The following is a 22,037-nucleotide window of genomic DNA, read 5'->3' as shown; positions in this document are numbered from 1 at the left end:
TAACGCTGACTTAGCTCAGCAGGGCTTATTTGATAATCGTGCCAAAGATGATAGATTTCAACTTTATCTTGTTTAGATAATTTAGTCATAAAAATAACCCCCAAATTTGTCCTAAATTTGGGGTTCATATCATAATTCTAGAAATGACTTGCTTTTTTTATTAACGATAATGTACTTAAAAATTTATAGTTGCTTTATTTGCTCTTCTATATTTAAAACCTCTAGCACATCCGTGGCGCATTCTGCACCTTTATTGCCTGATTTACCACCGGCACGATCAGTTGCTTGTGCAACCGTATCAGTCATTAGCACGCCAAACATCACTGGTACTGTGCCATTTGCTGATGCTGCTGCTAACTGTGAAGTAGTGCCTTCACAAACGTAGGTAAAGTGAGCTGTTTCGCCCCGAATTACTGCTCCGAGTGCAATGATGCCATCGACTTTGCCACTCTTTGCCAAGCAGTTGACTGTACGGGCAATTTCGAATGCTCCAGGTACTCTCACAATCACAATATTTTCATCTTTCACGCCCGATTTTTTTAATTGTGACACAGCTCCAGAAAGGAGACGATCGGTTACCACACCATTAAACTGAGCAACAACAATCCCAATCTTTTTATTTTGTCCTTGAGCAATGTTTCCGTTAATTTCTTTCATAATTAATCCACCTCATTTAAAATATGATTCATTTCATGTTTTTTAGTCGCTAAATATTTTTTATTTTCTTCAGTCATGCCCACTTCAACTGGTATTCGTTTCGCAACTTTAATACCATAGTTTTCTAATTGTGCCACTTTGTCAGGATTATTGGTCATCAAATTAACCTCACTAACGCCCTTTTGTCGTAAGATCTCGGCTGCGACATTGTAGCAACGAGCATCAACCGGCAAGCCTAGATGCTGGTTAGCTTCTACCGTATTCATACCCTCATCTTGCAATTTATAGGCTCGTAACTTGTTTTCAAGACCAATTCCCCGACCTTCTTGACGCAAGTATAAAACCGCTCCTGAACCATTTTCTTCAATTTTAGTTAATGCTTCAGCCAACTGAGCGCCACAATCACAGCGTTTAGAGCCAAAAACATCCCCTGTCAAGCATTCACTGTGAAGCCGCAGCAAAAGTGGCTCACCTTTTTTAACTTCGCCTTTGCTAATTAACAAAGTAGGCTGCTTTTCGGGATGCTTTTTATCTCTAAACCCTTCAAGCTGGAAGTGACCGTACTTGGTGGGAAAATCAACCTTAGTAAAAGATTCAATCCCCAAATCTTTGTTTTCCTGATTTTTGCGGTATTCAATTAACTCTTCAATAGTCAAATAAGGAATGCCTAGTCCTTCCGCTAAAGCTTTCAAGTCTTTACGTCTAGCCATCGTTCCGTCTTTTTTAATGCATTCGCAGATAAAGCCAACAGGAGCAACTCCGGCCAATCTGGCTAAGTCTAATGCTGCTTCGGTGTGACCTGTACGTTCCAATACCCCACCTTCTTTAGCTACTAGCGGAAAAACATGACCAGGATGGTAAAAATCAGACCATTGGCTATTAGGATCAGCCAATTTTTTAATAGTCTTTGCGCGGTCAAAAGCTGAAATTCCCGTCTTAGTTTCAGTGGAATCAACACTAAGAGTGAAGGCCGTGCCAAAAGTATCGTTCGAACCCGTTTCAATTGGCTTCAACTGCAAACGGTCGGCATAAGCTTTGCTCATTGGTACGCACAATAATCCACGAGCCTTAGTAATCATCATATTAACTGCTTGTGGTGTAACCTTTTCTGCTAAGCCAATCATATCCCCTTCAGACTCGCGCTGAGGTGAATCAGCCACAATTACCAATCCGCCTTTTAACATATGCTGTAATACTTTTTGTATTTTTTCATTCAATTGTTCTGTCATTTTTTTCTCCATCAAAATTCTTTTTTCCAAGCCTGAATCTGCTTAACTGCGTAGCGACCAATCATATCCACTTCAATATTTGCTCTATCGCCTACCTGATAGTGAGCCAAAGTAGTATTTTGGATGGTATAAGGTATTAAGCTTACTCCAAAATGATCATTCTCTGCCATCGTGACTGTTAGACTAATACCATCAATAGCAATTGATCCTTTTTCAACAATAAAGGGATCATACTTATGTGGTACTTGAAATTCCAATTCAACAGAATTTTCGTTTTCAACTCGTTTTACCAGCTCGGCTGTTGTATCAATGTGTCCTGCAACAATATGTCCATCAAGTTTGCCGTTTAGCTCTAATGAAGGCTCCAAATTTACCAGGCTACCTTTTTGCAACTTGCCTAGATTAGTTCTTTTCATTGTTTCTGGCATTACATCAACTGCAAAGTCTTCTTCGCTCCAGTCAGTAATGGTTAAACAAATGCCGTTCACGGCAATACTTGCTCCCAAAGGCAAATCTTTTTGTATCAGTTCAGGTGCACAAATACCTAGTCTTGCATGTTGCGCACTAATTTCCAAGCGGGTAATCGTACCCGTTGTTTGAATTATTCCTGTAAACATTCTTTTCTCCTCACGCGAATTCTTACGTCTTGACCTAAACTTTTAACATCCAATAATTGGTAGTGACTTATTTCTGTTAAAGCCTGTCCGTACACAGCAGGCAGTGCTGTGCCACCCAACACCAGAGGGGCAATATATGTTACTATTTCATCCACCAAATCAGTTGCTATAAACTGGGCCTGTACATTGCTTCCACCTTCAACTAACAACGATTGAATTTCATGTTCAGCCAAAAGCCGGATTATTTTTTGGGGTGTCCATTTGCTAGCAGTATAACAGCACACATTTTCTCCAACATTTTGAGTTAAGTTTGTTTCACTCAGTAACCAAATTTGACCGCGAGTCTTAAATATTCGACTGGTAAAGTCTAACCGATTGGCATCCTTAGTTAAAACAATCCTAATAGGTGGATGTGGTAAGTTTTTTATTCTGACAGTTAAAAGCGGATTGTCGATGCGTAATGTGTTTGCACCAATTAAAATGGCTTGATTTTGCAACCGCAATTTTTGTACATCAAGTAGAGCCGCGTCCTCAGTCAAAAGTGTTCTTCTTTTGCCCGCGGCATTAATTTTGCCATCAATAGACATTGCATATTTAAGTGTCACAAATGGTCTTTCTTGCTGATAAAAAAAGTTATACGCAACATTTAAATTCTCAGTGCCACCAATGACTTCAGTTTGAACCCCATGACTTTTAAGATATTTAATGCCTTTACCTGCCACAATTTGATGAGGATCGACCTGACCGATAACAACTTTTTTTATTCCAGCCTCGGCTACTTTTTTGCAACAAGGTGGCTGTTTACCATAATGACTGCAAGGCTCCAATGTTACATACAAAGTTGCTCCCCGAGCTTGTTTGGGATCTGCTAAGTGCGACAGTGTATTTACTTCCGCATGTTCTTTGCCAAATTGATGGTGGTAGCCAGTTGCTAAAACCTGATCATCTTTAACCAAAACTGCACCAACTAATGGGTTTGTCCAAGTCATTCCCTGGGCTTTTAAAGCTTCTTGGACTGCCATTTGCATATAATCTCTATCCTGCACTATTTCACTTCCTAAGCATTAAAAAACCTCGTTGATATAATCAACGAGGCTTATTTTTTATTCATCAAATAAGATTTCAGCGAAGTTTAATAACGACGCGAGTTTTCTGTCTAATCTTGTTTGTTCTTCTCCCATCCAGACTTTAACTGTCGGTACTAGACTTGCACTAGTTCCACCGCAAAACGCGGGTCACGGACTTCAATCATTAATTGTCACCGTCGGTAAGGAATTACACCCTGCCCCGAAGAAACCGTATTCAACTTATTCCAGTATAATATAGATATCCTATATCGGCAATAGCAAATTTTTTGTTAATATTATTTAAAAATTATAGACAGCTACTAAGTTAAATTATAAAGGCTATTTACTGGGTTTTTCTTATTTCATACTTAATAAAAAATAATTTTCAAAATTAAAAAGCAGTAACTAAATTAATTACTGTTTTTAAAATTTTATCTAGATGCATCACCAGTCAACTGTTAATACATATATTTCTTTATAGCTGCTTTTGGATCCATTCCCGCACGTATCTTCAGTTCCAGTTCAATTGCCACGTCAGCCAAGATTACCTGTGGATCGATAACGTTATAAGGATGATCTGGAGCTTTTTCCTGAGCCAGCGACAATTCAGTACAGCCAAGTAAAATCACATTGCACCCATATTGATCATGCATTGTTTGCAATATGTGGTGGTAAAGTTCGCCATTAACCACACCTTTTTCCTTGATATTTGAATAAATCAGTTCAGTAACCATTGGCTGAATCTCAGATCCTCCAAGTTCAACCTCGCGCCCTGCTTCTTTAATCTCATCTTCATACAAATGATCGTAAATTGATCCTTCGGTGGCAATTAAACCAATTTTTCTCTCTTGTGGATAATCGGTTATAAACTTATGAACAGCAATACGCATCATATGCAAAAAAGGTATGTCTGTCAGTTTAGCCAAGTCATCATAACAATAATGAGCCGTATTACATGGCATTACAAAAAAATCAGGCTTTAGTTGTGCTTGCTGGAGCACATCCTCACGCAAAGCAGTGAAGAAATTAGGCTTGCTGGGATCTTTGATATATGCTGTACGATCAGGAACTTGTGCATCATTAACTAAAATATAATTTAAATAATCCTGATCTTTAGTAATTTTGATACGATGATTAATCATCCGGACATAACTTTCAGTCGCAATAGTGCCCATACCGCCAATAATACTAAAAAAATGTTTCATTATACCTGCTTTTCTAACTTCTAAAGTGTTCTTTTTTGCCTTCAAGCTCATCAATTACCTGTTGAGCAACCATAATATCAGATGGATATGGTGTATCTACACCGCGTATTTTTTGAAAACCGTCTGCACCTTTACCGCAAATCAGGACAATATCACCTTTTTTCGATAAATTAATGGCATCATATATGGCCTTCTTACGATCTAGTTCTATTGTTACATCAACTTTAGAATGATCAATTCCGGCATCAATTTCCTGTGCAATTTCTTTTGGATCTTCAAATCCTGGGTCATCAGTAGTTAAAAAAGCCTTATCCGCATATGCATTTAAACTGTGACTAAAGCCAGGTCGACGGGACACTCCTTTATCACCTGGCGCACCTACAACAACAATGATTTTTGGATTATTAAATTCACGTTGCATAAAGCCCATAAGTGCCATCATGGAAGCTTCGTTATGTGCATAATCTACAACCACTACACCATGGTCTTTGGTCACTTCTGTCTGCATCCGTCCAGGAACTGTTACTTGACTAATTCCTTTAGCAGCATCGTCATGGTTCATTCCGGCCAGTCCGGCTCCAATTACTGCAGCCGTACCGTTTGATTCATTAAAGTCACCCAGCATCTTTAACTGGTAATCACCAGCTATTTTAAGCTGCTTTGCTTTGTCACTGACACATAATACCTGGAATTTAGTCTGAGCCATATCAAGTTTTTCGGTTGCAAAGCGAAAATCAATTATCTGTTTTAGGTTTGGATTGGTAAATTTTTCGTCAGCAAACAAGTAGATACTGTCTGGATCAGTAGTAGTCGTGGCGGCAGCATAAACTTCGTCAAAATGGTCAGTCTGAGCGTTAATAATACACTTGCGCGCATTAACCAATAATTGCAGTTTACAGTGCAGATAATCAGCAAAGTTAGGATGCTCATTAGGTCCAATATGATCGGGTGAAATGTTTAAGAAAAAGCCTAAGTCATAAGTTAGTCCAAACACCCTATTTTTCTTATAAGCCTGGCTGGAAACTTCCATAACCATATGCGTCATACCATTGTCCACAGCCGTTCGCATATCACGGAACAAATCAAGTGATTCAGGAGTGGTTAAGCTGGATTTAAAAGTATCATCTTTTCCCTGACCTACAACTGTGTTGACCGAAGAAATCAGTGCTGTTTTGCCACCATTGACTTGATCCAGCATTCCTTTTAGAAAATAAGCAGAAGTGGTTTTACCTTTAGTACCAGTAATAGCAATTAAATATAAATCATCTTGAGGAAAGCGGAAAAAGGCTGCAGACAATAGAGCCATTGCCTTAGAAACATTGCGCACAATCAGTGCATGCATTCCCTTGCCTTCTGGATATGGTTGCTCTGCTACATAACAGTTGGCACCATTTGCTTTTGCCATTGACAAAAATGTAGGACGAAAGCCAGCACCTTTACAAAAGAACAGTGTATTGGTTTGAACATCCCGTGAATCATATGACACATATTCCATTTTAGATGGGACGGTGTCCTGAACAGCACTCGATTTAAGCAGATGGTGCTCTTTTAAAATTAAAATACAGGTATTTAAAGAAATACTCATGCTATACTCCTCTATTTAATATCTCAGTCAAAATTATACCACAGCTATGCTGGAGTTTTTTCACTCTTTAGGTTCAAAGGCAGACAAATAATGAAACGTGTCCAATCTTTATCAGATTCACAACGAATTTTGCCGTGATGAAGATCAACAATGCTTTTGGTAATTGATAGACCCAGTCCTGTACCACCTGTTTTAGTATTCCGAGATCCTTCTACTCTATAGAACCGTTCAAATATTTTTTTTAACGACTCTTCAGGAATTTGGGCACCATTGTTTTCTACCCGTAATTCCACCTCATTGTTGTTGACCAAATTAGCAATCAAATTAATTTGTGTTGCCCCTGTACCATATTTCAAAGCGTTAGTGATGAGATTATTGTAAACACGTACTAACTTTTCTGCATCGGCTTCAATCGTTAAATTCTTAGGTCTTGCTTCAATATTAAATACTATCCCTTTTTCTTGACCTTCAAATTCAAATCCCGCTGCCACTTGTTCCAACATAGAAAAAATATGTAAAGAAGACAGATTTAGTTTGGTACTTGTTGATTTTAACGTTGTATACTCAAGCAGATCATGAGCCAGAGACTTCATTTGTTCAGCTTTCATATACGCGATATTAAGATATTTTTGCTGATCTGCTGGATCTGACATCCCCGATTTAAGTAATCCTAAATATCCAATGATAGAAGTTAACGGCGTTCTGATATCATGAGAAACATTACTGATCAGTTCATCTTTAGATTTTTCAATCGCCTTTTCTTCATTGATTGCGTTGACTGTACTATCAACTAATGAATTAATCGAATCAATTACTTTTTGTAAGTCTGTTTTGACTTTAAAAGAAATTGTATGATCAAAATGTCCCTTTGCAATATAATGCAGTTCAGAAATAACGTGTCTTAACTGCATTTGATGATAACGCCGAATTAAGCGCCAGTAGAGCACGATTAAATCGCCAATACCCATAAAAATAATAAAGGTATTTTGCCAAGACCATAAATGGCGTCCACCAGCAAAAGTAATGGTCTTTTTTAAAAAATAAATACCGTTAACCAGGTTTTTATTTTGTAAAATTGTCAAGTTGATTAAAATAATCACCGATAGGTTTAACAATAACAGCAAAATAACCGTTATAACGCCTTCAGCAAACAACTCGCTTTTTTCAGCAGCTGTCAGCTTGACCCTTTCTTTTTTCATCTAGCTAAGCCTCAACTTTATAGCCTACACCCCAAACAGTCTGAATAATATCTTCGCCGCCTGTGGCCGTTTGAATCTTGTCACGCAAGTGCGAAACATGCACCATAACGGTTTTAGCAGAAACTATCGATTCCTGTTGCCAAACCCGTTCAAAAATTTCATCAGCAGAAAATACACGATTAGGGTGACTGGCAAGAAGATACAGAATACCGAATTCCAAAGCAGTTAACTGAATATCTTTGCCATCAATTGTTTTAACTTCATGTGAATCACGGTTAATAATAAGCGGTCCAACTTCAAGAATGTCAGGTTCATCATCTTTGACCTGTTTTTGACTGCGACGTAAAAGCGAACGAACTCGCGCCATAACCTCTAATGGATTAAATGGCTTTGACACATAGTCATCCGCACCCGTAATCAAACCCTGGATTTTATCCATGTCTCCTGTTTTAGCAGACACAATGATAATAGGAATGTCAGAATCTTTACGAACTTCCTTGATAACATCAATCCCACTCATATTAGGCATCATGACATCTAAGATCATCAAAGCAATATCCGGAGTGGTAGTTAATTTCGTAATTGCTTCCTTGCCACTGTATGCAACAACCGGGGTATAACCTTCATTTTTGAGATAAATACTTAACAGTTCGACGATTTCTTTATCGTCGTCAACAACTAAAATTTTCATAGGGCTAATTTCCCTTCTTTTTACTTATTGATTATATTCGTTTTGTTTTTCTATTCTACTAAATATAGTGTAGCAGAATCCATGTCTAATATTTTAGACAATTTTGTAACAAACTACTAATATTCAAGCATAACTTTATTATTTTATTAAAAAAGCTGGATTTTTCCAGCTTGCTTTCTTAGTTTAAATTACTAATACCATTTAAATACTCCACTATCCACTGCCGATCAATATATCCTAAAAGTTCCTTATTTTGATTTTGCACTGCCACTGCTTCATGATCGCACAACAGCTGCAACAACCTGGGGATAGTTTCTTCTTCACTAATTACCATCATATCAGGTAGTGACTTTAAAGCATCTTTTTTATATTTATTAAATAAAGCCGCCTGCCTCAAAGGCGTTTCGTATAAGTTATTGCCCAAACTGCCTTTAAAAAAGTCTCTTACAAAGTCATTTGCAGGATGTCTTAAAATCTCTTCTGGTTTGTCCACCTGCAATAATTGCCCATCTTTCATAATACCAATCCTGTCCGCTAAAAGCAGCGCCTCATTCATATCATGAGTGACAAATATAATGGTGTTATGAAGCTGTTGATGCAAGTCAACAACCAGTTTTTGCAAATTTGCCCTTGAAAGAGGATCAAGGGCACTAAACGGTTCATCCATTAAGACAATTGGCGGCTTAGAAGCAATTGCCCTCAGTATTCCAATCCTCTGCTGCTCCCCACCAGATAATTCACGCGGATATCTTGAGGCATATTCTTGCGGATTCAGCCCCACTTTTTCTAATAGCCTTGCAACTGTTTCATCAAGGTTTTTGCTCTTTCCCTGGATCGCTGAAATCAGAGTAATGTTTTGAGCAACTGTCATGTTGGGAAAAAGTGCAATTTGCTGCAAAACATAGCCAATTTGCCAGCGCAATTTTTGCACATCGTATTCTGTAGTAGGCCGTTCATTAACTAAAACCAAGCCAGAATTTGGGTCTTCCAAACGGTTAATCATTTTAACAGATGTAGTTTTCCCACTACCGGAGTTGCCAACTAAAACGAACAATTCACCTTGCTGAACATCGAGATTAAGGTTATTTACTACTACTTTATCAGCAAACGATTTTTTTACATGATCAAATTTTATCGCTGAAGTCATCTTACTTCTCCTTAAGCAAATGCTGTTTTACTAAAAAATTATGTGCAACTTGTCCCGGATCCATATTTTTAACGTTTACTTCATAGTTCATTTCCTGCATTTGCTTTTCAGTAATTCTGCCTGCTAATTTATTTAAACTATGCACAATTTGGGGATGCTTATTTGCAAAGTCATTACTCATTAAGGGAGCACCTTGATAAATAGGGAAGTTATGTTTGTCATCCTTTAAAATACTTAGATGATACTGTCGCAACTCACTGTCAGTTGAATATGCATCGACTACGTTAACTTTGTTCTGGTTTATTGCTTGATAGCGCAGGGCCGGCTCCATCGTTTTAACCGGAAAATCAATTTTGTATAATTTCTTGATCCCTTTAAAACCATCCCCACGGTCAATGAACTCTAAAGTCATGCCACCTTTTAACTGATTAGTAATATTAGCCAAATCACTGATTTTCTTTAAATGATTTTTATTTTTAAAAGAGGTTTTGACAGCTAAAGCATAAGTATTATCATACGCCGTGGGTTTAAGCAAAGTTAGTTTATCTTGCTTATACATTAATTTTTTAGCTTTTTCATAAGTCTCTTTTTCGCTTAGACCTGCCGTTTTCACCGGAGATTTGGCAAAAGTTTCCAAAACGGTCCCTGTAAATTCAGGATAAATATCAATCTTGCCATTTTTCAAAGCACTGTATAAAAAGGTCGTTTTACCAAAATTGGGTTTCAGAGTCACCTGCACATGTGAATCGTCTTGCTCAATTAAATCTTTATACATATTGATCAAAATCTCTGGTTCAGAACCCAACTTGCCAGCAATAGTAACAGTTTCTTTTTGACTGGTAACCGCTTGGTAAATACCACTTCCGGCCAAAAATATGATGCTGACACTTAAAATTCCTAAAGCAGTTTTAACCGATGCATGCTCCAGCCACTTAATTAAAGCACTTAACGTGATCGCTAAAATCCCTGAACATACTGCTCCTATAACAATTAACGCGGTATTATTACGGTCAATTCCCAATAGAATAAAACTACCAAGACCACCTGCACCAATTAAAGCCGCCATAGTGGCAGTTCCAATAATTAAAACCAGTGCTGTCCTGATACCAGAAATAATTGTTGGCATAGCTAAAGACAATTCTACTTTAAGCAACTTTTGCAAACGAGACATGCCGAATGCGTCTGCAGCTTCTTCAAGAGCAGGATCAATTTCAGTTAAGCCCAGATAAGTATTTTGAAAAATTGGTAATAAGGCGTATACAACTAGAGCAATAACAGCAGGTATTGTCCCTATTCCAACAAGGGGAATTAGCAAACCCAACAGTGCCAATGAAGGGATTGTCTGCAATATACTGGCAATTTGTAATAAAAATTCTGCAGCCCGGGTGTGTTTTACTGCCCAGAAAGCCAGAGGCATTGCAATTATCATTGCAATCAGTAATGAAACTAGCGATATTTGCAGGTGTTGCAATAAGGCAACGCCCAAATCTCCCCTGCGTTCGCTTAAAATTTGGATAATTTTATTCATCGCTTAATTCCTTTACTACTGCTTTCTATCATTAAATTTACTAAACAGATTATATTAATAGCATTAAAATGATCAATTTCTTTTGCTTTACCATAACACAAACTGGTATTTTAAAAGCAATTATTGCTTAGAGATATTACTTAAAAAAATATTCCCAGCCAATAAGGCTGGGAATATTTTTAAAAGCTCTATTCAATTTCTTTTTTACCAGTATACAACTCGTAGTAGTAACCCTTTTTCTTTAGGAGCTGTTCATGGTTACCTGCTTCAATAATATGGCCATGATCAAGTACCAGGATTAAGTCAGAGTTAACAATTGTAGACAAGCGGTGCGCTATGACAAAGCTGGTACGTCCGGCTAGTAAATTATCCATGCCTGCTTGCACAAGTTTTTCTGTTTGCGTATCAATGCTTGATGTTGCTTCATCTAAAATCATTACAGGTTCATCCGCAATCATTGCACGGGCAATGCTAAGCAGTTGCATTTGTCCTTGAGACAAATCACCTCCATTACCATCGATAATCGTCTTATATCCTTCATCTAAGCGATGAATAAACTCATCGGCATGTGATAAGTGTGCTGCTTGATAAACATCATCATCGCTTGCTTCAGTATTACCAAAACGAATGTTATCCATTACGGTGCCAGTAAACATATGAGTATCCTGTAAAACGATTGATAAGGAATGGCGCAAATCATCTTTCTTTATTCTGTTGATAGGAATACCATCATAAGTAATTGTACCCGAATTGATTTCATAAAAGCGATTAATCATGTTGGAAATGGTCGTCTTACCGGCACCGGTTTCACCAACCAAGGCAACTTTCATACCAGGTTTAGCATCAATAGAAATATTGTACAAAATTTGTTTATTTGGCTCATAGCCAAAATTAACGTGATCAAACACAATATGTCCCTTAACGGTAACTTTCTTTACTGAACCATCCTTTTGTGGGACGTTCCAATGCCAAGCACCCTTAACATTTTCATCCTTGGTAATAGTAACATCACCATCATCAACTTCAACAGGCTGATCTTCTAACTTGAAAATTCTGTCCGCGCCAGCTAAAGCCATTACAATAGAATTTAACTGTTGTGAAATTTGAGCTATCGGCATTGCAAACTGCTTAGATAACTGTAAAAACGCACCGATAACACCCAGTGAAAGTGGTGCAATTTTATTAATTGCCACGGCTCCGCCTAAAACAGCAATTAAGACGTAAAGCAGGTTACCCATGTTACCCATGATAGGGAATAAAATAGTAGCGTAAGTGTGGGCTTTGCCTGATGCTACTTTCAGCGATTCGTTATAAGCATCAAAGTCTTGTTCAACTTCAGGTTCGTGGCTAAATACTTTAATTACCTTGAGTCCATTCAGCATTTCTTCATTGTAGCCGTTGACTTCACCCAATTCCTTTTGTTGCAGTTGAAAGTAGTGAGAAGAGCGAACTGTCAAAAAGCGCACAATTATAATCGAAAGTGCAAAAACCACCAAAGTAAAAATAGTCAATTGCCAACTCAAAACCAGCATCGCACCTAAAACGAAAATAAGGTTTAACGCTGAATTCATAAACTGCGGAATTGACTGCGAAATCATTTGTTGCAACGTATCAATATCATTAGTATAGCAACTCATAATATCGCCGTAGTCATTTTCATCAAAATACGAAATCGGAAACATTTCCATGTGCTCAAACATTTCCATCCGCACTCTGAATTGTACTTTTTGAGCTAAAACTGCCATCAGCATTGCAAAAAGGTAATTAGAAATAAAACCTATAGCATAACACCCAAACATAACGGCAATTGCATGTAGAAGAGGACCAAAATTTGGCTGTGCTTCCTTAGTTAACGGAATAATATAAACATTAATCAGACGTTCAATAAATAGTGATCCTAAAACATTGGCTGCGGCTGTTAAAATTATGGCAATCGTCGAAGCAACGAGCATCCAGGGACTAGTACTGGCAACTAATTTAAGCAGGCGCCATAAGATTGTGGAACGCTTATCAATATTTTGGCTATTTTTGTTTTCTACTGCTTTATCCAAATTAATCACCTACTTCTTCTGTTCTTCTTGAAACTTAGCGATTGAGCTGTACAGATCATTGCGTTTCATCAACTCTTCATGAGTTCCAATGTCTTGAATCTTGCCTTCATCCATTACAATTATACGGTCAGCATCCTTAATTGACACAATTCTCTGTGAAATAATAATCTTAGTAGTATCAGGCATATTCTGTGCTAAAGCTTCCCGAATTTGACGTTCAGTCTGCGTATCTACTGCAGAAGTAGAATCATCTAAAATCAAGATTTTTGGCTTTTTCAAAAGAGCACGTGCAATAGTAATTCTCTGTTTTTGACCACCAGAAACATTATTACCGCCTTGTTCAACCACAGTATCATATTGATCAGGCATTTCACGAATAAAATCGTCAGCATGAGCAATTTTAGCAGCTGCTATAATCTCATCATCAGTTGCATTTTCATTGCCCCATTTAAGATTTTCTTTGATAGTTCCAGAAAACAGGACATTATTTTGTAAAACCATGGCAACATTATCACGCAGCGTCTTTAAATCATAAGACTTAACGTTATGTCCTGATACGCGCACAGCTCCTGAATCGGTATCATAAAGCCGCGGGATCATAGATACCAATGTCGATTTAGAAGCCCCAGTACGACCAATTACACCTACTGTTTCACCAGGTCTGATATTTAAATTGATGTTGCTTAAAGCTAAATCCTTATCATCAGGATCATATTTAAAGTTTACGTGATCAAAAATCACTTCACCATTATTAATATGTTTTAGTGGTTTTCGTGGATTTTCAATTGATGGCTTTTCATTAATAACAGCGGCAACTCTGTTACCACTAGCTCCAGAAACTACCAACTGTGTGATGATCATAGCTAACATATTTAAACTGCCCAGAACTGAGTTTGAATAGGAAAACATTGAAATTAATTGACCAGTTTGTAAACTTCCGCCAACTATTTCCTTAGCGCCAAACCAACAAAAAGCTAAATTAGAAATATTTAAAACAGCCATAACAATCATAGAATTGAGAGACATAATTTTTTGAGCTGTAGCAAAAAGTTTATAAATAAAACCAGCTGCTTTTTTGAATTTAACGGTTTGTGCTTCTTCTTGCACATAGGTCTTAACTTCACGAATACCACGAACATTTTCCCTGACAACTTGGTTCATGCGGTCATAACCACGAAAGATTTTGGGAAAATACTTGCTGGCACTTTTAATGACCAGACCTAAAAGAATAACAAAAATAGGTGCTAGCACGACAAACACAAGTGATAGACGAGGGCTGACAATTATCGACATAATAATTGAAACCAATAGCATCATTGGTGCTCTGACCGCAATTCTAATCAACATTTGGTAAGACATCTGAATGTTATTAACGTCAGTAGTCATTCTCGTCACCAGACTGGCACTGGAAAATTTATCAATATTTTCAAATGAATAGTCTTGCACATGATAGAACATATCTTTACGCAGGTTTGATGCAAAACCGGCAGCAGCATGAGCAGAGGCGTAGCTGGCACTGGCACCCAAGACAAGAGAAACGACCGTTAATACAAGTAAAATCACACCTGTTTTAGTAATATATGACATGTTCCCTTTCATAATGCCATTATCTATTAAAATACCTACTAAATACGGTATTAACATTTCAATGATAACTTCACCAGTAACAAATAATGGCGACAGCAAAGACAATTTTTTATACTGCCTAATCGATTTACTCAGCGTGTTAATCATTAAATACCTCTTTCTAATTTATTAATGCGTTATTTTTAAACGTGTATTCAGTTTAAAAAGGATAAATAGACTCATAATAAATCTATTTATCCTTTAAAACATATAGTTATCTAAGTATAGCTCTTTTCTTGACAAAAAGCACCTATTTACTCCTATCAGCTGGTGAAAATGCAGAGCCGATAATTTGATAATGTCGACGGAAAAGCCAGCGAATACCATATACCACCGCAGCAATTATTAAATTATATATTCCAGGTAAAACTGGATTTATAATTTGTAACGCTCTCAGAGATAAAACGCCAAAGCAGATAAAGAGCAGTGCCATCATTGAAATAAAACCCCAAATTAATTTTGACCAGGGGATCTTGCGATTTTTACTGCCATTAGGTAAAACCCATTCATTATACTTCGTCATAAAAACGCCCAGTGCAGCACCAACAATCAACAAAGTTAAGGCACCCATCTCTGAATTATATTTGTTGTTCTTTTGGAATAAACCAATTAAGCCAAAAAGACCAAATAGCAAAGCTACATAAAACAGGGCATTATCCGTGGCATATTGCCAAAACGGAATATCTGAAGCTTTCTTCTTTTTGGGTTTTAATATGTCAGCAGCTTTTAATTTAGGTGACATGCCGTAATATGTACTGGCCGGTTGACCATGACGCTGTGCAATTATTAAATCATTCAAGAGCGCATCTACTCTTTTTTGAGCCTCTTCACGACTCATTTTACCTTGTGCTTCAAGTTCTTTTTGCAAGCGAAAAACATAATCAGAATTTTTATTGCTAAGTTGTTTACGCAACTCGGCAGGCTGCATTTGTTTGACTTCATCATCTATATTTTGATTGATTACTTTTTCCTTTAATTTTTCCTGCTTGTTAGTATCTATTTTAGCTTGTGCTTCAGTTTTCTTTTCTGCCATTATTATTTCCTAAACGTTAAATCTAAATTCAATAATGTCGCCATCTTGAACTTCATAGTCTTTCCCTTCAAGACGCAACCTACCAGCTTCTTTAACTTTCTGCATGGTTTCATATTTGTCTAAATCAGTGTATGAAACTACCTCTGCGCGAATAAATCCACGTTCAAAATCAGAATGGATAACTCCAGCAACTTGTGGTGCTTTCATCCCCTTATGAAAAGTCCAAGCACGAGTCTCAGGACCACCAGCTGTGAAGAAAGTTCTTAGTCCTAAAATATGGTAAGCTGCTCGGATTAAACGGTCAAGACCTGACTCAGTTACCCCTTCAGCTTCTAAAAACTCGGCTTTTTCATCATCATCTAAACCAGCAATTTCTTCTTCAGTAGCTGCAGAAATTCCTAGACACTCAGCATTTTCACTTTCTGCATGTTTTTTAACAATTTGATAATATTGATCTTTTTCGGGATCGGCCATTGAATTTTCAGCAATATTAGCTACATAAATAACTGGTTTATCAGTTAGCAAGAACAAGCCCTTAACAATTTTTTGTTCATCTTCATTGAATTTGATTGAGCGAACGGCGCGACCCTCTTCCAAAACCGGTTTAATCTTTTGCAAAACGTTATATTCAGCTTTAGCTTCCTTGTCATTTTGCTGGGCAATCTTTTTCACCTTGCTAATCCGACGATTAACGGCATCTAAGTCAGCGATTGCTAATTCCAGATTAATAGTATTGATATCTTCTTCCGGATCTACTTTACCAGTAACTGAAGTGATATTGTCGTCTTCAAAAGCACGCACAACATGAATGATCGCGTCAGTTTGGCGAATATTTTCCAGGAATTTATTACCCAAACCTTCTCCTTTTGAAGCTCCCTTAACCAAGCCGGCAATATCAGTAAATTCAAAAGTGGTATGAACTATTTTTTTAGCGGGAATCAATTCCTGAATTCTAGCAAGTCTCTTGTCTGGAACCTCAACCATACCAACATTCGGTTCAATCGTAGCAAACGGATAGTTGGCCATTTCCGCTCCCGCTTTAGTAATTGCGTTAAACAAAGTCGACTTACCAACATTAGGTAGCCCAACAATCCCAGCAGTTAGTGACATTTTTTATCCTCTTTCTAAAACAAAATCAGTTATTATCTTGATTAAAGTGCGGTTGTGCTATTTCATTTTTAGGCACATAAAGCTCATTTTTAGTGTTGACCGGATCATTCGCCTTAGTTAAAACTTTTTTAAAATTATGCGTAAATTTTGAACGCGGCATCATTACGATGTGGCCGCAGCCCATACATTTTAACCTGATATCTGCTCCTAAGCGTAGAATCTCCCAGTCATTAGTTTTACAGGCATGAGGTTTTTTCATCAGTACCGTGTCCGCTAAACTATAGGAAATTTCTTTATTCATCAAGATCGACTCCCAACACGTCAAGTATTCTGTTTAATTCAGCGGTTGAAGAAAAGCCGATAGATAAATGACCACTGCCCTTTTTACTTTCAGAAATATTGACAGTTGAACCCAACTTATTAGCCAGCTGATGTTCAGTAGCACGAATAAAAGGTGACTTCTGCACTGTCTTTTTGCGTGGCTTTTTAGCATTAAGATTAGCGACCAGTGCCTCAACTTTGCGCACTGGCATTCCCTCTTTAACCACTTGTTTTGCTACTTCATCAATCTTGTCTTTGTTTTTTAAACCTAAAAGCGTTCTGGCCTGACCCATTGAAAGATCACCATGCTGAAGCAAATGCTTTGTCTTGTTCGGTAAAGTAAGCAAACGCAAGTAATTTGCAATATAAGGACGGGATTTGCCCATTCTTTTTGAAACTTCTTCTTGAGTTAAGCCTAAGTTTTTTTGCAGCATTTCATATGCCTGGGCTTCTTCAAGCGGTGTTAAATCCTCACGCTGCAAGTTTTCCAGAACCGCAACTTCCATCATTTGGCTTTCACTAAAGTCACGCACAATGGCAGGTATTGTAGTCTTTTTAGCTAGTTTTGAGGCACGAAAGCGACGTTCACCAGCGATAATTTCATAGCCCTTAACTGACTGACGGACAATTATCGGTTGAAAAACCCCGTTTTCTTTAATTGAATCAGCCAGCTCTTTAAGAGACTTATCATCAAAATTTTTGCGTGGCTGATATGGGTTAGGTCTGATATCGCCTAAGTTTAAATCCTGAATTTCTTCCTCATTGTCTTCAATCTGCGGCTCATCTTCAAACAAGGCTTCAATTCCGCGACCCAGGCCACCATGTTTTTTTGTATCTTTACTTCTTGAGTTTCTTGCCATGATTCTTCAACACCTCCTTAGCTAAATCATCATAAACTTCGGCACCACGAGAATTTGGCGCATACTCAGTAATTGCTTCCCCATAACTAGGTGCCTCCGCCAATTTGGTAATTCTCGGGATAATAGTTTTATAAACTTTATCAGAAAAATAGGAACGTACTTCTTTAACAACTTCAGCGCCCAGATTAGTCCGGGCATCCAGCATTGTCAGTAAAACTCCCTCAACTCCAAGGTCTTTGTTAAAGTGTTTTTGTACTAAACGAATCGTATTAAGCAACTGACTCAGACCTTCCATTGCATAATACTCACTTTGAACCGGAATTAAAATTGAATCCGATGCTGTAAATGCATTTATCGACAATTGCCCTAAAGAAGGTGGACAATCAATAAAGATAAAATCATAATTGCCACTAATTGAATCTAAAGCAGATTTTAAGCGAGTTTCACGTGCCATCATACTAATCAATTCTGTTTCAGCACCTGATAAATTAATAGTTGCCGGAACTAAATCCAAGCGATTAGTCGAGGTATGGAAAATCGTATCTTTAAGCGGAACATCATTAATCAAAACACTATAAATATCTTGATCAATCTCGGATTTTTCTATTCCCAAGCCAGAGGTTGCATTACCTTGCGGATCAATGTCCACAATTAAGACTTGATATCCGCGTTCCGCAATCGAAGCCGCTAAATTAATAGTTGTGGTCGTCTTGCCAACGCCACCTTTTTGGTTAGCAACCGAAATTACACTCACCATATTTTCCATGCCTTCCTACTTTCTTTTTAATTCTATAGTAATCATATAATCATCAGGATCGTTATTTTCCTTAAACTTAACCTTAATACCTGACTGCTGTGCAAGCTTTATTGCCTTTTTAATCGTATTAATCTGCACTTTTAGGTCTTTGGGAATTCGATTGGCTGCTCGTCTTGTTCTTTCAGCCTGCTCTTTTTCTTTATCCATAGCACTTTTACCGGCAAAATATTGTTCTACATTTTTAACTATTTTTTCGGTGTCGCTCACATTAAGGTTATGAGCCAAAATTTCATCGAGAACGCGGCTTTGATCTTTTTCACTAAGTCCGACTAGACAGCGTCCATGACGAGGAGAAATTTCTCCACTGGCTAAATAGCTCTGCACCTTAGGCGTTAACTTTAAAAGGCGCAACTTGTTCGCTACATAAGATTGCGACTTGCCAATATTTTGAGCCAAAGTTGTTTGAGTTAAATTATTTAACTTCATGAGGTTATTATAGGCTTGTGCTTCATCAATCGGATTTAAATCTTCTCTTTGCAGGTTTTCTATTAAAGCTAATGAAGCAGCTTGACTATCATCCATATTGTTTACGATAGCCGGAATTTTTTCCCAAGCTAGATGTTTTGCGGCCCGCAATCTGCGTTCACCAGCAACAATTTCATATTCATCGCCCTTTTCACGCACAATAATAGGCTGAAGCAAGCCATCTTTATCTAAAGTCGTTGCTAATTCACGAATTGATTCTTCAGAAAACTCATGCCGTGGCTGATATGAATTAGGTTTAATTTTACTTAGTTCAATATCTTGAACTTGTTTATTTTTAGGTATTTCTTCATGATGACGCAAAGAAGAAAATAATGACATTTTGAGTCCCCCTGTTTATTGAATTGGTTTACGGTGTGGTGTGCCCGCCTGCCGCGGGTACTTTTTAGGTGTGGCCTGCACTTTTTTCACCAAAATCAGCGTGCGGTCTTCACTGCTATGAGGCAATTGCAATTCTTTTACAGCAGTTGTCTTGCCACCTAAAGTTTTTAAGGCTTTTTGACTGGAATTTAATTCATCTTCGGCTTTTGGTCCTTTAAGAGCGATAAAATTGCCATTTTTCTTAACTAGTGGCAAACAATATTCACTCAACACAGCCATATTGGCAACAGCACGGGCAGTTACAATATCAAACTGCTCACGGTACTGCTTATTTTGTCCAACATCTTCTGCACGCCCATGAACTAAAGCAACATTCTTCAAGTCTAGCTGAGTGACTAATTCCTGCAAAAACTTCAGTCTTTTGCCAAGAGAATCAACTATTGTTACTCGTAATTCAGGCACCACAATTTTTAAAGGAATTGAAGGAAAGCCTGCTCCTGCACCGACATCACACAAAGTCTGAGATTTCGTAAATATTTCGCCAAACGTAAAAAGAGGAGTAATACTGTCAAAAAAATGTTTTAAGTAAACATCATCTTTTTCTGTTATTCGTGTTAGATTAACTTTTTTATTAGTCTCAATCAGACTGGTAAAGTATTGGTTAAATTGGTTGATTTGATTTTCATTTAATTTAAAATTACGTTTTGATAATTCTTGGACAAACTGTTCAGGATTCATTTTTCACCCGTGAAACCTTGTTTCACACCCTTTAAATTTAACGCTAAAAATGGCTTATTGTAAAGTCAATGCATCCCTTTAATTATGGAATATTTTTTGACTATCGTCAAAGTCTAAACGCATAAATTAAGCTATAATATCGTCAAAGGAGATTAATATGATTGTTACTTTAATTGTTCTGGCTTATTTGGCACTAAAAACTTATAAAGGATTTCAAACAGGCTTTACCAGACTAATAATCAATTTGGTATTTTCTGCCATTGTCTTCATTGCAGCAATCCTTTTTCAAAATCCTGTCGGCAATTGGCTTTATAGTCAGATCACGGGACAAAATATTCAAACAACATTAACTCCTGGAATCAATCTGATGCTTTTCCGTTTTTTAGCTTTTTTCATTATTGTCTTTATCGGCAAAATGGTGGTTAAGATTTTTAAGGGATGGGTGCCAAATAAAAATCCTCATGCAACTAATTTTGGCAATTTACTAGATAGCGTATTAGGTGCTGTTGCGTCTTTTTTTGCCAGTTATTTTTTTGTTTATATTATTTTGTCTATGCTAAATGCTTTACAAAATCCGTGGTTTATCCAGCAAACTCTTGATTCATCATTTATCCGTTTCATTATTTACAGTACGCCAGGTTTATCCAATGGTCTGTTTAACAGCATTTTTAGCATTAGTCGAACTGCAGCTTAAAATAATTAAAATTCGAACTCCGTTTTTATTTTAAAAAAATAAAAATGACGCCTTTTTCATTTCCCCTTTAAGACAAAAACTTACTGTAACAAAAAAGTGCCTTCCGAGGCACTTTTTAATTTATTATTTTTGAAAATTGTCATACTCAACGTGCTCATCATTATAAACAAAAACAGCTCCGATGCGATCAGGATTATCATGCCAACCAGCTACCGGCTTACCTGCAAAAAACAGCCTCTTGCATTCAATTTCTGCTTCAACTGAATACTTAGTAAAAGTAGTGACTCCAGCTAAATTTGTTTCAACCGGATAGCCAGTCCGAGGGTCAATTAAATGGTGATATTTATGTCCGTCAACTTCCAGGTACCGTTCATAAGTACCACTGGTAACGGCTGAACATTGTGGCACCATTACCGAAGCTATATTATTGCCACGAGGCTCTTTAGGATCCTGCACTCCCACTGACCACTGACCACTAGCCCTTTTAGGAGAATCACCAACAAGTAAAATATTTCCGCCAAGGTTGATAATTCCGGCATGAACGCCATAGGCCATCCAGAAATCTTTGATACGATCCGCAATCCAGCCTTTAGCAATACCGCCAAGATCTAATTCCATTCCTGACTTTTTCAAAAGGACGGTTTGATCAACATCATTTAAGTCAACGCTAAACGGGTCAATCAGTTTCATCCTTTCTTTAATCTGATCATCAGTTGGAACATGGGCATCTTTAAAACCAATCGCCCATAGTTTAACGACTGGACCAATTAAAGCATTAAAGCCGAAATTTTCCCGGCTCTTTTCTACTGCCAATTTGATCAAATCATAGGTACCACTGGAAACTTGCACGGGATGTTTACCAGCCGCATGGTTTACATCCATAACTTCAGATTCATCACGATTAACTGTTAACAGATCTTCATAATGATCAATCAAAGTAAAAGAATCATTAATGACGCTTTTATCCAGTGCTCCAAAGATTTGTAAAGTTATTGATGTGCCTAAAGCATGATGTTGTCCCACTTGTTGTTCTAAAGCTAAATTTTTTATCATTGATT

At 37.5% G+C, this 22,037-nt stretch carries 21 protein-coding genes and 1 riboswitch; of the genes, 1 reads left to right on the top strand and 20 read right to left on the bottom strand.

The window, feature by feature from the left end:
* Positions 1–183: 183 nt before the first annotated feature.
* From ribH to rsmG, 19 genes are all read right to left on the bottom strand, one after another.
* Complete coding sequence (gene ribH, locus H3T43_RS07555) at positions 184–657, bottom strand: 6,7-dimethyl-8-ribityllumazine synthase (RefSeq protein ID WP_122051893.1); 474 nt, start codon at positions 655–657, stop codon at positions 184–186.
* Positions 658–659: 2 nt separating this feature from the next.
* Entirely contained in the window at positions 660–1,886 is a 1,227-nt protein-coding gene (ribA, locus tag H3T43_RS07550) for a GTP cyclohydrolase II (RefSeq protein WP_305067084.1), read from the bottom strand.
* A gap of 11 nt (positions 1,887–1,897) precedes the next feature.
* Positions 1,898–2,503 (bottom strand): riboflavin synthase, encoded by a 606-nt coding sequence (ribE, locus tag H3T43_RS07545; RefSeq protein ID WP_198213679.1) that lies wholly within the window; start codon positions 2,501–2,503, stop codon positions 1,898–1,900.
* Complete coding sequence (ribD, locus tag H3T43_RS07540; protein WP_370520798.1) at positions 2,488–3,549, bottom strand: bifunctional diaminohydroxyphosphoribosylaminopyrimidine deaminase/5-amino-6-(5-phosphoribosylamino)uracil reductase RibD; 1,062 nt, start codon at positions 3,547–3,549, stop codon at positions 2,488–2,490. The genes ribE and ribD overlap by 16 nt, the downstream gene beginning before the upstream one ends.
* A gap of 119 nt (positions 3,550–3,668) precedes the next feature.
* A riboswitch (FMN riboswitch) is annotated at positions 3,669–3,802 on the bottom strand.
* Between the two features lie 226 nt (positions 3,803–4,028).
* Positions 4,029–4,775, bottom strand: a complete 747-nt coding sequence (locus H3T43_RS07535; protein ID WP_198213676.1) for an aspartate/glutamate racemase family protein — start codon at positions 4,773–4,775, stop codon at positions 4,029–4,031.
* A gap of 13 nt (positions 4,776–4,788) precedes the next feature.
* Complete coding sequence (locus H3T43_RS07530; RefSeq protein WP_198213674.1) at positions 4,789–6,360, bottom strand: UDP-N-acetylmuramoyl-L-alanyl-D-glutamate--2,6-diaminopimelate ligase; 1,572 nt, start codon at positions 6,358–6,360, stop codon at positions 4,789–4,791.
* 44 nt (positions 6,361–6,404) lie between these two features.
* The gene (locus H3T43_RS07525; RefSeq protein WP_198213672.1) at positions 6,405–7,559 is read right to left on the bottom strand and encodes a cell wall metabolism sensor histidine kinase WalK; all 1,155 of its coding nucleotides are present in this window, start codon (positions 7,557–7,559) and stop codon (positions 6,405–6,407) included.
* 4 nt (positions 7,560–7,563) lie between these two features.
* Entirely contained in the window at positions 7,564–8,250 is a 687-nt protein-coding gene (locus H3T43_RS07520; RefSeq protein ID WP_187154906.1) for a response regulator transcription factor, read from the bottom strand.
* 178 nt (positions 8,251–8,428) lie between these two features.
* A complete protein-coding gene (locus H3T43_RS07515) occupies positions 8,429–9,397 on the bottom strand; it encodes an ABC transporter ATP-binding protein (protein WP_198213670.1) in 969 nt (322 codons plus the stop codon).
* Between the two features lies 1 nt (position 9,398).
* The gene (locus tag H3T43_RS07510) at positions 9,399–10,925 is read right to left on the bottom strand and encodes an ABC transporter permease/substrate-binding protein (RefSeq protein WP_198213668.1); all 1,527 of its coding nucleotides are present in this window, start codon (positions 10,923–10,925) and stop codon (positions 9,399–9,401) included.
* A gap of 188 nt (positions 10,926–11,113) precedes the next feature.
* On the bottom strand, positions 11,114–12,976 hold the full coding sequence (locus H3T43_RS07505) for an ABC transporter ATP-binding protein (protein WP_198213666.1): 1,863 nt from the start codon (positions 12,974–12,976) through the stop codon (positions 11,114–11,116).
* A gap of 9 nt (positions 12,977–12,985) precedes the next feature.
* A complete protein-coding gene (locus H3T43_RS07500; RefSeq protein ID WP_198213664.1) occupies positions 12,986–14,710 on the bottom strand; it encodes an ABC transporter ATP-binding protein in 1,725 nt (574 codons plus the stop codon).
* A 142-nt stretch (positions 14,711–14,852) separates the two neighbouring features.
* Positions 14,853–15,635 (bottom strand): DUF1129 family protein, encoded by a 783-nt coding sequence (locus tag H3T43_RS07495; RefSeq protein ID WP_198213662.1) that lies wholly within the window; start codon positions 15,633–15,635, stop codon positions 14,853–14,855.
* A gap of 9 nt (positions 15,636–15,644) precedes the next feature.
* Positions 15,645–16,745 (bottom strand): redox-regulated ATPase YchF, encoded by a 1,101-nt coding sequence (gene ychF, locus H3T43_RS07490; RefSeq protein ID WP_034978903.1) that lies wholly within the window; start codon positions 16,743–16,745, stop codon positions 15,645–15,647.
* A gap of 25 nt (positions 16,746–16,770) precedes the next feature.
* Entirely contained in the window at positions 16,771–17,046 is a 276-nt protein-coding gene (locus H3T43_RS07485; RefSeq protein WP_034978905.1) for a DUF951 domain-containing protein, read from the bottom strand.
* The gene (locus tag H3T43_RS07480) at positions 17,039–17,926 is read right to left on the bottom strand and encodes a ParB/RepB/Spo0J family partition protein (RefSeq protein WP_198213660.1); all 888 of its coding nucleotides are present in this window, start codon (positions 17,924–17,926) and stop codon (positions 17,039–17,041) included. Before H3T43_RS07480 ends, H3T43_RS07485 begins: the two co-directional genes overlap by 8 nt.
* On the bottom strand, positions 17,904–18,683 hold the full coding sequence (locus H3T43_RS07475; protein WP_034979054.1) for a ParA family protein: 780 nt from the start codon (positions 18,681–18,683) through the stop codon (positions 17,904–17,906). Before H3T43_RS07475 ends, H3T43_RS07480 begins: the two co-directional genes overlap by 23 nt.
* Positions 18,684–18,698: 15 nt before the next feature.
* On the bottom strand, positions 18,699–19,547 hold the full coding sequence (gene noc / locus H3T43_RS07470; protein WP_198213658.1) for a nucleoid occlusion protein: 849 nt from the start codon (positions 19,545–19,547) through the stop codon (positions 18,699–18,701).
* Between the two features lie 15 nt (positions 19,548–19,562).
* The gene (gene rsmG, locus H3T43_RS07465) at positions 19,563–20,285 is read right to left on the bottom strand and encodes a 16S rRNA (guanine(527)-N(7))-methyltransferase RsmG (protein WP_198213656.1); all 723 of its coding nucleotides are present in this window, start codon (positions 20,283–20,285) and stop codon (positions 19,563–19,565) included.
* A 157-nt stretch (positions 20,286–20,442) separates the two neighbouring features.
* Between rsmG and H3T43_RS07460 the strand changes: the two genes are divergently transcribed.
* Positions 20,443–20,979, top strand: a complete 537-nt coding sequence (locus H3T43_RS07460; RefSeq protein WP_198213654.1) for a CvpA family protein — start codon at positions 20,443–20,445, stop codon at positions 20,977–20,979.
* Positions 20,980–21,102: 123 nt separating this feature from the next.
* Here H3T43_RS07460 and H3T43_RS07455 read toward each other — a convergent pair whose 3' ends face one another.
* Positions 21,103–22,032, bottom strand: coding sequence for an FAD:protein FMN transferase (locus H3T43_RS07455; protein WP_198213652.1), 930 nt, complete (start codon positions 22,030–22,032; stop codon positions 21,103–21,105).
* Between the last annotated feature and the right edge of the window lie 5 nt (positions 22,033–22,037).

The organism is Lactobacillus sp. M0396 (genome assembly GCF_016101625.1).
In the GTDB taxonomy this organism is placed as follows: domain Bacteria; phylum Bacillota; class Bacilli; order Lactobacillales; family Lactobacillaceae; genus Lactobacillus; species Lactobacillus huangpiensis.
The sequence above is the reverse complement of the archived record's forward strand: the minus strand, read 5'-3'. Positions and strand labels throughout refer to the sequence as shown.